General features: G+C 42.2%; 13 protein-coding genes. 5 read left to right on the top strand and 8 right to left on the bottom strand.

Going from position 1 to position 12,349, the window contains the following annotated elements; genetic code table 11:
• Window positions 1-107 precede the first annotated feature (107 nt).
• The 3 genes from V7K41_RS14795 to folD form a co-directional block, all read right to left on the bottom strand.
• Complete coding sequence (locus tag V7K41_RS14795; protein WP_190939008.1) at window positions 108-563, bottom strand: divergent PAP2 family protein; 456 nt, start codon at window positions 561-563, stop codon at window positions 108-110.
• A gap of 306 nt (window positions 564-869) precedes the next feature.
• Window positions 870-1,802 (bottom strand): geranylgeranyl diphosphate synthase CrtE, encoded by a 933-nt coding sequence (gene crtE / locus V7K41_RS14790; RefSeq protein WP_334849247.1) that lies wholly within the window; start codon window positions 1,800-1,802, stop codon window positions 870-872.
• Window positions 1,803-1,959: 157 nt separating this feature from the next.
• Window positions 1,960-2,847 carry a bifunctional methylenetetrahydrofolate dehydrogenase/methenyltetrahydrofolate cyclohydrolase FolD gene (folD, locus tag V7K41_RS14785; protein ID WP_334849245.1) on the bottom strand — a complete coding sequence of 296 codons (888 nt, stop codon included), beginning with the start codon at window positions 2,845-2,847 and terminating at the stop codon, window positions 1,960-1,962.
• A gap of 319 nt (window positions 2,848-3,166) precedes the next feature.
• Here folD and V7K41_RS14780 point away from each other — a divergent pair, with 319 nt between their 5' ends.
• The 5 genes from V7K41_RS14780 to V7K41_RS14760 all read left to right on the top strand — a co-directional run bounded on the left by V7K41_RS14780 (window position 3,167) and on the right by V7K41_RS14760 (window position 6,986).
• The gene (locus tag V7K41_RS14780; protein WP_334849244.1) at window positions 3,167-3,613 is read left to right on the top strand and encodes a hypothetical protein; all 447 of its coding nucleotides are present in this window, start codon (window positions 3,167-3,169) and stop codon (window positions 3,611-3,613) included.
• Between the two features lie 21 nt (window positions 3,614-3,634).
• The gene (locus V7K41_RS14775) at window positions 3,635-4,069 is read left to right on the top strand and encodes an NUDIX hydrolase (protein WP_334849242.1); all 435 of its coding nucleotides are present in this window, start codon (window positions 3,635-3,637) and stop codon (window positions 4,067-4,069) included.
• Window positions 4,070-4,175: 106 nt separating this feature from the next.
• Window positions 4,176-5,279, top strand: a complete 1,104-nt coding sequence (locus V7K41_RS14770) for an AI-2E family transporter (RefSeq protein WP_334849240.1) — start codon at window positions 4,176-4,178, stop codon at window positions 5,277-5,279.
• Window positions 5,280-5,618: 339 nt separating this feature from the next.
• Window positions 5,619-6,365, top strand: a complete 747-nt coding sequence (locus tag V7K41_RS14765) for a hypothetical protein (protein ID WP_334849238.1) — start codon at window positions 5,619-5,621, stop codon at window positions 6,363-6,365.
• A 9-nt stretch (window positions 6,366-6,374) separates the two neighbouring features.
• Complete coding sequence (locus V7K41_RS14760) at window positions 6,375-6,986, top strand: DUF4231 domain-containing protein (protein WP_334849236.1); 612 nt, start codon at window positions 6,375-6,377, stop codon at window positions 6,984-6,986.
• Window positions 6,987-7,208: 222 nt separating this feature from the next.
• On the opposite strand, the gene V7K41_RS14755 is transcribed toward V7K41_RS14760, so the two are convergent.
• The 5 genes from V7K41_RS14755 to psbB all read right to left on the bottom strand — a co-directional run bounded on the left by V7K41_RS14755 (window position 7,209) and on the right by psbB (window position 12,225).
• On the bottom strand, window positions 7,209-7,655 hold the full coding sequence (locus V7K41_RS14755) for a GGDEF domain-containing protein (protein WP_334849234.1): 447 nt from the start codon (window positions 7,653-7,655) through the stop codon (window positions 7,209-7,211).
• Between the two features lie 436 nt (window positions 7,656-8,091).
• On the bottom strand, window positions 8,092-8,826 hold the full coding sequence (locus tag V7K41_RS14750) for an HAD family hydrolase (protein WP_334849232.1): 735 nt from the start codon (window positions 8,824-8,826) through the stop codon (window positions 8,092-8,094).
• A 160-nt stretch (window positions 8,827-8,986) separates the two neighbouring features.
• Window positions 8,987-10,111 carry a 30S ribosomal protein S1 gene (locus V7K41_RS14745; RefSeq protein ID WP_334849230.1) on the bottom strand — a complete coding sequence of 375 codons (1,125 nt, stop codon included), beginning with the start codon at window positions 10,109-10,111 and terminating at the stop codon, window positions 8,987-8,989.
• Between the two features lie 364 nt (window positions 10,112-10,475).
• Window positions 10,476-10,583 (bottom strand): photosystem II reaction center protein T, encoded by a 108-nt coding sequence (locus V7K41_RS14740; RefSeq protein ID WP_084227385.1) that lies wholly within the window; start codon window positions 10,581-10,583, stop codon window positions 10,476-10,478.
• 112 nt (window positions 10,584-10,695) lie between these two features.
• Complete coding sequence (psbB, locus tag V7K41_RS14735; RefSeq protein ID WP_334849228.1) at window positions 10,696-12,225, bottom strand: photosystem II chlorophyll-binding protein CP47; 1,530 nt, start codon at window positions 12,223-12,225, stop codon at window positions 10,696-10,698.
• Between the last annotated feature and the right edge of the window lie 124 nt (window positions 12,226-12,349).

Genomic DNA, 12,349 nt, shown 5'->3' with positions numbered 1-12,349 from the left:
TGAATTTATTCACGGGGTAAATCTAAAATCCAAAATTCAAATTTCATTGACAAATTACCAGTTACTAATTATCAATAGCCGCTTAAACAAAGATTTATTGCCCTAGTTCAATAAGCAGACCTAGCTAACCAATAAATGGTTATACCCAAAGCCGACCCAGCGATTACCTGAACTGGTGTATGTCCGAGTAATTCTTTGAGACGGTCTTGGCTAAAATCTGGTTTCTCATGAAATAATTCATCAATCATTTGATTGAGAATACGAGCTTGTTTACCAGCTGCCTGACGAACTCCGGCTGCATCATACATGACAATGATGGCAAAAACGATCGCAACGGCAAAATCAGGAGATGCCCAACCCAGTGTTTGCCCTACACCAGCGGCTAGAGCTGTAACTAGAGCCGAATGGGCACTGGGCATACCTCCGGTTGTCACCAAAACACGCACATTCAGTTTGCGATTTTTGACGATCTCAACCACGAGCTTTAATGCTTGAGCAATTAAACAAGCTACCAGAGCAACCAGCAGCACCCGGTTGTCTAAAATGTTGCCTATGTCCTGCATGGTATTTTGGTTAGGTTAGTAAATATTAGCAGCAGTTGTTGGTTGAGGAAACATTTAGATTCAACCCAAAATTCCCAAATTAATCTATCACGTTGGAAAAAGACCAACGATTCAAAATAATCTAAAAGCTTATTTGATAAGCTTTTATAATTTTGAATCAGTGAATTTTTAATTTTGCTGGGCAGTAGTAGTACAGTATGGTGTAAAGAAACTACCCATTCTCAATCAATGAAACGCTTGTGCTATAGGAATTACGTAGCTTGCTTCTCGCATGAAGGCGAGTATTACGAATTACCCAAAGCGTTATTAATTATTACGGCTGGTAATAAAATGAGCGATCGCTTGGAGTGGTTTGGCTCTGTCTCCAAATGGTTCTAATTCCACACAAGCTGCTTTAACTAGCTCTTGGGCTTTTGAGCGCGATTCCTCAAGTCCCCAAAGGCTAGGATAGGTGACTTTCTGGGCTTTTTGGTCTTTGCCAGCTGTTTTACCTAATTGCTCTTGGGTAGAAGTGATATCCAGAATATCATCGATGATTTGGAATGCTAGCCCAATATTTTGAGCATAACGGGTTAGCCGCTGCACATCTTCAGATGATGCATTAGTTATCAGCCCGCCACAAACTACGCAAGCTTCCAAAAGGGCGGCTGTTTTGTGTTTATGAATGAAATTTAGGGTTTCTAAGGAAATATCAGATTTACCTTCCGACTCCAAATCTACAATTTGACCGCCGACCAAACCACCTGCCCCCAATGCTCGACCAAGACGAGCAATGACCTGCAAAACTACCTCTCTCTTAACGCTTTGGGGGGTTTGAATGGCAACAGACTCAAAAGCAAGAGCCAACAAGCCATCTCCAGCCAAAATCGCTACATCTTCGCCATAGACTTTATGATTCGTCAGCTTGCCACGACGATAATCGTCATTATCCATCGCTGGGAGGTCGTCATGAATCAACGACATTGTGTGGATCATCTCCACAGCACAAGCTGTTGGCATGGCCATCTCAATGGTTCCACCCATCATTTCACAGGTGGCAAGACAAAGAATGGGACGTACACGCTTACCTCCAGCTAATAACGAGTAGCGCATCGCCTCATAAATCTTTTCTGGATAAATGACCGGGATAGACCGATCTAAAGCATGATCACAAAGCTTTTGTCGCTCTTTTAGATAGGCTGCTAAGTTAAATGTGGCTTCCTCTGGTGGGATCTTTTGCACGTTATCAGTTGCTACCATTCTTTAATTCCTGACATTTTGCGATTTTTGCCTTATACGTCACAATTTTAAGGTGCTGTGGCGCTGAAAAAAATGAAAAGTTAGGAGCAGTGAGGCGATTAATCGCGTCTTTACAGGATTTAGGAGTTAAGAGTTATTAAGAATAACTTTTAACTCTTCACTCTCTTTCTTCTTTTGCCGCTCTGGAATAGCTAGCAAATGTATTTTCCAACAATATGGCAACAGTCATCGGGCCAACACCACCAGGAACTGGGGTGATAAATCCTGCTACATTAGCGGTTGATTCAAAATGGACATCGCCAATCAGGCGACTTTTGCCATTAGCATCGGTGACGCGATTCATCCCCACATCTACCACAACAGCGCCCGGTTTCACCATCTCAGCACAGATCAATCCCGGACGACCTACTGCTGCAATTAGAATATCAGCATTTTGGGTGATGGTTTTCAGGTCATGCGATCGCGAGTGAGCGATGGTGACTGTAGCATCAGCTTCTAATAGCATCAGCGCCATCGGTTTACCCACCAAAATACTGCGCCCCACTACTACTGCTTGTTTTCCCTGCAAAGGAATCTCATATTTTTCTAAAAGCCGCATCACACCAGCCGGGGTGCAGCTACGTAAACCGCTTTCTCCCCGTACTAGTCGCCCCAAGTTAACTGGGTGCAGTCCATCAGCATCTTTATTGGGATCAATTTGATGTAGAAGAGTTACAGCATCCAGGTGGTTAGGTAAGGGCAACTGTACAAGAATGCCATCAACTCTTTCATCGTGGTTGAGTGCAGCAATTACCTCTTCTAACTCCCCAAGGGTAGTTTGGGCAGGAAAATGCTTACCAAAAGAAGCGATCCCAACTTTAGCGCAGGCTTTTTCTTTATTGCGTACATAAGCGGCTGACGCTGGGTTATCACCAACCATCAACACTGCTAAACCAGGTGGTCGTCCAATTTTTGGTTGTAATTGTGTAATCGCAACAGAAAGTTCTTGCTGAATTTTTGCTGCTATTGCTTTCCCATCAAGGAGTTTGGCAGTTTTTGTTTCCATGAAAATTCCCAGCTATGTTCGCTTGTTGTCCAAAGTCCAAAATGAAAATATTGATTCTTGACTCTTGACTTTCGACTATTATTATGTTGCTGTGCTGTTTGATGTCGTAGCGTTTCTCTCACAGTAGATCCATAATGTTTATTTTCTCAGATCAACGGCATCATCTGAAGAATAAAGAATTGGGAGAATGGGGAGTAGGGGAAACGACGAGACAAGAGGGACAAGGAGGACAAAGGGGAATTATTGAACAAGTCTCTCCCTTATTCCTCCTCTTCCTTGTCTACCTTGTCTCTTCTCAATGCTCAATGCCCAGTGCCCCATGCCCAAAATAGATAAATCGGTGGCTTTTATGCGGCAAATTAGAAATTTATCCCTTTCATTCTTGTATGGGCATAGTATTGTTCCTTATCGTTTGGGGTTGACTTTTTTTCTGATAGCAGGACTTTGTAGTTGTGGTAACTTGACATCACCTGGCTTGCGTGAGGCTGGCTTGAAAATTGGGACAAATGTCACTCCAATTGGAGAAATTAAACCAAAACAAGACAATCAGGCTATAGTTTACATCCAAGGCCAGGTAGAAAAGCAAGCTCCCCTGATAAAACAGTGGGCTTATAAAATTAAGGACTCAACGGGCAAAATTTGGGTTGTCACCAATCAAAAAAATCTGGGTGAAGGTTCAGAAGTTGTAATTAAGGGTAAAGTTCGCTACCGAAGTATTCCCTTAGCTGGCAAAGAATTGGGGGAAGTTTATTTAGAAGAAGATTAATCAGCAATTAAAAATGAAGATATGAACAATCAACAAGTGCACGTTGCGATCGCAATTCTTTACCAGAAAAACAAGTTTCTCATGCAACTGCGTGACAATATCCCCGGTATTCTCTACCCTGGTTACTGGGCGCTGTTCGGCGGTCACATCGAACCTGGTGAAACGCCAGATGTAGCGGTAAAACGAGAAATTTTAGAAGAAATCGGCTACAATCCACCACCCTTTGTTGAATTTGGCTGTTATCCCAACGAAAGAGTTGTCCGTCATGTCTTTCATGCACCACTCTTGGTGGAATTAAATCAACTGGTTTTGAATGAGGGCTGGGATATGGCGTTATTTACGCTAAAAGAGATTCGCCAAGGTAACTGTTATTCACAAAATGCTGGTGAAGTGCGACCTTTAGGAGCAATGCATCAGAAAATTATGTTGGATTTTATTGAGAAAAATCCAACATAATTTGGGCATTGAGCATAGTTACGATCTTGTCCCCCCTTATCCCCCATTCTTGACATCCCTAGAAGCCAAAATAAAGTTAGAACGAACTCTTATGGGGTCATCACTAATGCAATCAGCAAACAAACTGCCACGATGGTTAACTATAGGATTGGCCTTTCCCATTGCCATTCTCAACGGCTGGCTATTGCTCCAGGTTATACAGTATTTTCAACCTTTAGTTAGCATTATTGCTGCCGCCATCCTGCTAGCTTTTGTCTTGAACTATCCAATCCAGTTTCTCCAAGAACAAGGGGTGAAACCCAACTTAGCGATCGGGGGAGTGTTGCTTTTGACTCTGGTGATTTTAGTAGCTTTAGGCATCACCTTGGTTCCCCTGATTATTCAACAGCTTGTTGAACTGGCTAATATTTTGCCCAGTTGGATTGATTCTGGTACTCAGCAACTGCAAGCTTTTCAGGATTGGGCGTTAAGTCAACAGCAACTTCCGATTAATTTAAGTGGTTTATTTACCCAAGTTCTGGAACGATTATCTAACCAACTTCAGTCTTTCACTGGTAGAATTCTTGGTTTTGCTGTCGATACCATTGGTATTGTCCTGAATGTGCTGCTAGCGGTAGTGCTGACTATCTACTTAATATTGAATGGTGAACGTCTTTGGGACGGAATTTTTCAGTGGTTTCCCCCTAATATTGGGTCAAGAGTACGGGAATTACTGCAAGAGGATTTCCACAATTACTTCATCGGTCAAGCAACATTGGGAGCGGTGTTAGGGGTGACAATTACACTAGTGTTTTTAGCCCTGCAAGTTCCCCTAGCTTTACTTTTTGGCATCGGTATTGGCTTATTTTCACTCTTTCCCTTTGGTACGGGAGTCGGTATTGCCATAGTAAGTTTGTTGGTAGCGCTACAAAATTTTTGGTTAGGAGTGGAAGTCTTAGGGGTAGCTGTTGCGATCGACCAAGTTAATTCTAATATTATTGCACCTCGAATTCTCAGTAATTTGACTGGCTTAAATCCTGTGTGGGTGGTGATTTCTTTATTGCTGGGTGCAAAGTTGGGAGGAGTACTGGGTTTATTAATTGCGATCCCTATAGCTAGTTTTATCAAGGATATAACAGATAGCTGGCAGACTGGAGAGTTTAATAAGATAGAGGATATAGAATCAGAACCTGTGACAGTAAAAAGTGAGAGAGCAGGAACTTATAGCTAAAGTTTCATCATTGAGATTAACTGAAAAATTGTTGCGATAGTCCATAAATAAACTGTAAAATCCTAATTTAAGATGTCAACAAACATGAAGCTATTACTTTGTGGATCGAGAAGTTTCCAGAAAAAAATAATGGTGAAAAGCTAGAGCGTAGGGTTAGTCTGCCGTAGGCATCGCTATTTACATTTAAGTAAAAATATAGTGAAACATTAATCAATGATAAACCCATACAAAAGCCTCATAAAATTCTTTTTCGTCAAGGTAATATCGGAATACAACGCTTGCAAAACATGACTGCGAAACTCTACGCCAGAAAACCTAAGCAGTCAGTATTTTGAAAAAATGAAAAGTTGTTTAAAACTTACCTTTGATAATGGGCAAACAGCATTAGCTACTCAAGTTGAGCAGCCAGAAGAATTGCCTTATGCTCTTGAGGCAATAGGGCTGTGCGGTTCGCGTCCTGTTTTAGTAGTAGTGGGGGGTGCAAGTAACATCAGTGAAGCTGACTTTCTCCGTATTCAACGGTTATTTGTGGAAGTTTTAGCCCCCATCGCCGAAACTTTGGGGGCTTATGTCGTGGATGGGGGTACGGATGCAGGAATTATGCGAATGATGGGTACAGCTCGTACCCAAATAGGTGCTAAGTTTGCTTTAGTTGGTGTGGCACCTGAAGGCAAGGTGGCTTTACCTAATCATTCGGAAACTGCTGCTGATTTAACACCGTTAGAGCCAAATCATACTCATTTTGTACTAGTTCCTGGGAAGAATTGGGGCGACGAGTCTCCTTGGATATCTTGTGTTGCGACTATGCTGGCGCATGATGCACCTTCGATGACAGTACTCTTGAACGGTGGTGAAATTACCTTTAAGGATGCCTTTTCTAGCGTTAATAGCGGCAGGGTAGTTCTTGTGATTGCTGGTAGTGGTAGAACCGCAGATATACTTGTAGATGCTTTGCGTGGAAAGGCTACTGATGAACGAGCCAAAAAGCTAGCTAAATCTGGTACATTACAATACATCGACTTAATCGACATAGAGAAAGGAGTTGAGAATTTAGGCAAAGTAATTAAGGGGTTACTTTCTAATTAGGAGTAAAAAATGGCAAAAAAAGATAGTTATCACGAATTTTTAAAAGAAGATTTTAACAAATTATTTGCAGGTATTAACTTAGGTGATGTGCAAAAACATTTTTTGCGATCGCGCTGGTTAGACCAAGTACTCTGGATGGAAGGTAAGGCAAATTTCTCGCGCGATCGCCATTATTTTTTACGGATAACAACTATTCTTGGTGGTGTAATTCTCCCGGCATTGGTAAGTCTAAATATTAACACTAATTTCAAACCTAACAATAGGAATATCATTATGTGGTCAACTTTTGGTTTGAGCCAAATAGTTGCTATTAGTGCTGCCATTGAAGAGTTTTTTCACTATGGAGAACGCTGGCGACACTATCGCCGAACGGTTGAATCTTTGAAAACCCAAGGGTGGCAATTTTCGCAGTTGACAGGCCCTTATCGCATTTATCCAAGCCACGAACAAGCATTTAATCTATTTGCAAGTCATGTAGAAGATATTATTCAGCGAGATGTGGAAATATATGCCACTCAAGTTGTACAAGAAAAGAAAGAAGAAAAGCAAAATTATGAAGACCATATCTTTTTGCAAAATACAAAAGTAACCAATTTAGAAGAAAAGAAAGACGAAGAATAAAATTGATTCAATAAACTCTCCCCTGTTGTAGCAGTCCTAAATCATTTGTGAAAATAAATTAACCGCAGAGGCGCAGAGAACGCAGAGAGAGGAATCGGAGATTTTCACGACTCATTTAGGATTGCTATAGATAAAAACAACATAATAATTATAAGTAAAGTCCAGTAGGGTAATCGGGCTAATTAAGTTTTGATTATTTATGGACTTTATCTGATTGCAAATCTAGGTTTGACTTAGTAAGTCTGCGGCGTCTACTATTACCCGATCTCCAACTTCATGTCCAAACGTATCATTGATTTGCTTTAATCCATCTATATCTAGAAATAAGAGACAACAGGGCTTTTGTAGTTGATGAGCTAGTTTTAATTGCTGATCTGCAAATAGAAAAAAGCCTCGTCGATTGTACACTCCAGTTAATTCATCCGTTAGAGATAAGCGCCTAACTTCTGCCTCAACTTTTTGATGTCCTTCTATTTCTTTTTCTAATGCAGCAGTTCGATTATGGATTCTTTGTTCTAATTCATGATAAATCTGCACGTTTTCCATTGCGACAGCTGTTGTGTCTGCCAATGCCTGTAATAGCTTTACTTTTTCTACCGTTGGCTGATGTAACGTTGCCCAATATATTCCAATTGCACCGATGGGGTTACACGTTCGGATCGGCACCATTGCCAAGCTTTTTACAAAATTCTCAAAAACACAGCAAACGCATCTTATCTTTATAATGCTTACTGGGAAAAGGTTTCAAGCATTATTTATTTTTGGAAATGAAATTTGAAACCCTTGTTGAGCATGGATTACAGAATTTAAATGCGTTTACCCTTGATTCTAAAAAATATCCTATTTTATTCTATGAGAGATATTACGGATTTCTCTAAATATCTATCTAAAGAAAGATTGCAAGATTATATTAATATGTTGTAGTAACATGAATTTTGCGAATAAAATAGAAAGGTTCTTCTCAGGTATAGACAGACACTATGGTATCTTGACTTGATTTGACACAGATATTCTGTGATATAGATGATTTATGTGCCATCTGAAAACTAATGTGGCAGAAAACGGCATTTGGGGCGTTTTTTGAGTTCATCGAACTCACATTAAATTAATCCTCTAAAATCTGGATTTCATCAAGTTGATTAATCACCACATCCGCACCTCGGACATTATCTGACTTACCTACCCAAGTGATACCAATACAACCTGCGGCTTTAGCATTACGCGCCATTTGCATATCACCAATTGAATCACCCACCATTAATGTAGCGTTCGGTTCAACTCCTAAAGCTTGGCAAGCTTGCAAAAATAGCACTGGATCTGGTTTACTCGGCCCTTCATCTACTCCCATTTCTAACTGGATATAATCACTTAATTGGTGATTGGCTACAAAATTACGTACTTCTTCAGTTGTCGCCGCTGAGAGGATACCAAGTTTTAGACCACCCTCCCGCAGGTATTTCAAAATTTCTAGGCTACCTACAAACAGTGGTGAAGGAGTTTGTCCAATGTATTTTTCCGCTTCATCCAAAGCTTGACGGGCTATTTTTAAGCACTCAAACCATCCTCTTCCAGTTTCGGCAATATAAGCCGCAGCCGCAACTTCTGTTTCACGACGGCTTGCTACTGATATTAAACCTGCGGGATCTAGAAGATTGCCATTGATGCCAAATGCCATTAATAGGGGTTCCCCAGTTCCAGGGATTTGAGCATCTATTAATCTTGCTGCTTTTTGTGCCAGCGATCGCAAATACGTTTCTGAATCTTCTAGAGTACCGTTTTTGTCAAATAAAATTGCCTGGATATTATCAAAAGTGATATTTTTACATTTAATGGTTGCCATAATATTTAACTTCCAACTACTCCCAACTCCTGTACAGACACGATTAATCGCGTCTCTCCAAACTATTCTCGATTCTCCACATAAAAAAAGAGGGTTTTTCCCTCTTTATAAAATGATTTAATACTCTTACTTAAAGATAAGTAAAACTATAAAAAATCTATTACTCTTCAATAACTGCTGGAATTTCCTCTTCAATTTCCGTCGCTGCTGGAATCTCTGTTTCAATTGCTGCAACTACTGGAATATCTTCTTCAAGTTCTGTTGCTGGTGGAATATCTTCGTCAAGTTCTGTTGCTGGTGGAATATCTTCGTCAAGTTCTGTTGCTGGTGGAATATCTTCGTCTGCAATAACTTCCGCAGGTGAAGCCGCAGCAGTAGCACCTTGCTGCTTGGCTAATAGCTGTTCGCGATACTTAGCAGCCATTTCTTCCGCCTTATCGTAGACCAAATCCCGGTTTTTAATCATATCGCCGGGTTCGGGTTCTAGCTGCTTGGTAGATAGGGAAATGCGACCCCTTTCTGCATCCAAGTCAATGATCATAACTTTTACTTCATCATTGACATTGAACACGCTATGAGGTGTATCAATATGTTCGTGAGAAATCTCAGAAATATGCAGTAGACCACTGACGCCGCCAATGTCGATGAAAGCACCGTAGGGCTTGATCCCACGAACAGTACCAATTACTACTTCGCCGACTTCTAGGCGGTTCATCTTGCGCTCAACCAGCGCGCGACGGTGAGATAGAACGAGGCGATTACGTTCTTCGTCCACCTCTAGGAATTTCAACGGCAGATCCTCGCCGACCAATTCTTCTTTAGGTTTGCGGGTACTGATGTGGGAACCTGGGATAAAGCCACGTAATCCCTCAATCCGTACCAATGCTCCACCGCGATTGGTTGCAAACACGCCAGAACGTACAGTAGCATCTTCTGCTTGCAACTGTCGCACGCGTTCCCAAGCCCGCATATATTCAATACGACGAATGGAAAGGGTTAATTGACCATCTTCGTTTTCATCGGTAAGGATGAAAAATTCACGCGTTTCGTTTGACTGTAATACTTCTTCCGGGCTATCCACCCGGTTAATAGACATTTCTTGTATGGGTATATATGCTGCGGTTTTAGCACCAATGTCAATCAGAGCGCCGCGCGGCTCTATACTGAAAACTGTTCCTGGCACAACATCGCCAGGGCTAAAATGATAATCGTATTTGTCAAGTAGAGCAGCGAAATCTTCGTGAGTGAATCCAATTTCTGTAGCGGTTAAATTCTGATTGACCATGCTGATTTGTTCCTGGTTCTAGTCTCCGTAAAGGTGGTGTGACAAGCGCGATGCGTTATGTAAGCAGTTCTATGGCAGCTTACACAAAACATCCTTTTTCATCCTAGCGCAGAAAAGCTAGCATTAACACATATCTACTCCCAAGATTGGAAATTATATCACAACATTTGGTCATTGGTCATTAGTCATTTGTCATTAGTCATTGGTCATTGGTCATTGGTCAATAGTGAGAAACAACATAAAAGATAAAGGACAAAGGACAAATGACAAATGACAAAGGACAAACATAATAATATCCGTTGCCACCATGCTTGGTAGCAACGGATATTAAGATTAAATCCGCTTAAAAGTCTGGGAATAGGATCTACTTATCTTTTGGTTTCTCAAAGCGAGGGGGTTCGCGAAATGCGATCGCAAAGAAGAGAGTACCTATACACAGAGTAAAAATCAAGATGTACGCAACGCTTTCCATATTACAATTTCCTCTTTATCCAGCCAATAATTAAAGTTCTGAGTACTGAATCACTTGAGTGCTGAGTCAGAGGTTTAACTCAGAACTCAGCACTCAGAACTCAGCACTGAAATTAAAGGGCTTCCTTGCGGCGGGTTGACTTATCACCCACTTTCTGGAACAGACCCCACTCAACTTGCTCTTCAAGATCCGCATCAACACCAGCAAATACGTCTCGGTAGATTGTCCGAGCGCCATGCCAGAGATGACCAAAGAAGAACAGCAGAGCAAATACGGCGTGTCCAAAGGTAAACCAACCTCTAGGACTGGTGCGGAATACACCATCAGAGTTCAAGGTTTCTCGGTCAAATTCAAAGATTTCACCGCCTTGAGCCTTACGGGCGTACTTCTTCACATCAGCTGGCTCTGTAAAGGTTTGACCATTGAGATCGCCACCGTAGAAACTAACGGTAACACCAGATTGCTCGAAGCTATACTTAGATTCTGCCCGACGGAAGGGAATGTCAGCGCGGACAATTCCATCGGCATCAGTCAAAATCACTGGGAAGGTTTCAAAGAAGTTGGGGAGACGACGTACAGTCAATTCTCGTCCTTCAGAATCTTTGAATACGGCGTGACCTTGCCAAGACTGGGCAATGCCGTCACCTTTCACCATCGGCCCTGTACGGAATAGACCACCTTTAGCAGGGCTATTACCGACATAATCATAGAAAGCCAATTTTTCAGGAATCTGCGACCAAGCTTGCTCAAGGGTTGCACCTTGGGCAACGTTTGTTTGGACGCGGCGCTGAATTTCTTGACGGAAGTAGTTCTGATCCCATTGATAGCGGGTAGGACCAAACAATTCTATGGGAGTGGCGGCGTTACCGTACCACATAGTACCAGCAACCACGAAAGCAGCAAAGAAGACTGCTGCAATACTGCTAGAAAGTACTGTTTCAATGTTCCCCATCCGTAGGGCTTTGTAAAGCCGTTCGGGGGGTCTAACTGTGAGGTGGAATAAGCCTGCAATAATACCAACAACACCAGCGGCAATGTGGTGAGCCGCAATGCCACCAGGGTTATAGGGGTTAAAACCATCTGGGCCCCATTCTGGTGCTACTGCCTGGGCCGCACCAGTTACACCATAAGCGTCAGAAACCCATATCCCCGGCCCAAATAGTCCGGTGACATGAAAAGCACCAAATCCAAAACAAAGTAGACCAGATAAGAACAGGTGAATGCCAAACATTTTTGGCAAGTCGAGAGCTGGTTCACCAGTGCGGGGATCTCTAAAAAGTTCCAAATCCCAGTAAACCCAGTGCCATACGGCGGCTAGAAATAGCAGACCGGAAAGAACAATATGAGCGGCAGCAACGCCTTCAAATGACCAGAAGCCAGGATCGGTTGCTGGGCCACCAGTAACGTTCCAACCACCCCAAGATTGAGTGACGCCCAAACGTGACATGAACGGCAAGACAAACATTCCTTGACGCCACATCGGATTGAGAACTGGATCGCTAGGGTCAAAAACAGCCAGTTCGTAGAGTGCCATCGAACCAGCCCAGCCTGCTACTAAGGCTGTGTGCATTAGGTGTACAGAAATCAGTCGCCCTGGATCATTCAGAACGACTGTATGTACTCGGTACCAGGGTAGTCCCATCGACTACGCTCCTCCTCGATGAGTTAGTTTACAAAGCAATTTTCTTACTGAGGTTATGAGAGACGAAAATCGCCACTCATAAAACTCTCTCTTGTTTTTTGTTATTGCCAGAGCCAGAGTATCA

The organism is Nostoc sp. (assembly GCF_036917415.1).
Lineage (GTDB): Bacteria > Cyanobacteriota > Cyanobacteriia > Cyanobacteriales > Nostocaceae > Nostoc.
Note: the sequence above shows the minus strand (reverse complement) of the source record. Positions and strands in the feature narration are given on the sequence as shown.

Bases quoted from the DNA above. Each gene is read 5' to 3' on its own strand.
- V7K41_RS14795 (WP_190939008.1), bottom strand. From the start codon at position 563: ATGCAGGACATAGGCAACATTTTAGACAACCGGGTGCTGCTGGTTGCT.
- crtE (WP_334849247.1), bottom strand. From the start codon at position 1,802: ATGGTAGCAACTGATAACGTGCAAAAGATCCCACCAGAGGAAGCCACA.
- folD (WP_334849245.1), bottom strand. From the start codon at position 2,847: ATGGAAACAAAAACTGCCAAACTCCTTGATGGGAAAGCAATAGCAGCA.
- V7K41_RS14780 (WP_334849244.1), top strand. From the start codon at position 3,167: ATGCCCAAAATAGATAAATCGGTGGCTTTTATGCGGCAAATTAGAAAT.
- V7K41_RS14775 (WP_334849242.1), top strand. From the start codon at position 3,635: ATGAACAATCAACAAGTGCACGTTGCGATCGCAATTCTTTACCAGAAA.
- V7K41_RS14770 (WP_334849240.1), top strand. From the start codon at position 4,176: ATGCAATCAGCAAACAAACTGCCACGATGGTTAACTATAGGATTGGCC.
- V7K41_RS14765 (WP_334849238.1), top strand. From the start codon at position 5,619: ATGAAAAGTTGTTTAAAACTTACCTTTGATAATGGGCAAACAGCATTA.
- V7K41_RS14760 (WP_334849236.1), top strand. From the start codon at position 6,375: ATGGCAAAAAAAGATAGTTATCACGAATTTTTAAAAGAAGATTTTAAC.
- V7K41_RS14755 (WP_334849234.1), bottom strand. From the start codon at position 7,655: ATGGTGCCGATCCGAACGTGTAACCCCATCGGTGCAATTGGAATATAT.
- V7K41_RS14750 (WP_334849232.1), bottom strand. From the start codon at position 8,826: ATGGCAACCATTAAATGTAAAAATATCACTTTTGATAATATCCAGGCA.
- V7K41_RS14745 (WP_334849230.1), bottom strand. From the start codon at position 10,111: ATGGTCAATCAGAATTTAACCGCTACAGAAATTGGATTCACTCACGAA.
- V7K41_RS14740 (WP_084227385.1), bottom strand. From the start codon at position 10,583: ATGGAAAGCGTTGCGTACATCTTGATTTTTACTCTGTGTATAGGTACT.
- psbB (WP_334849228.1), bottom strand. From the start codon at position 12,225: ATGGGACTACCCTGGTACCGAGTACATACAGTCGTTCTGAATGATCCA.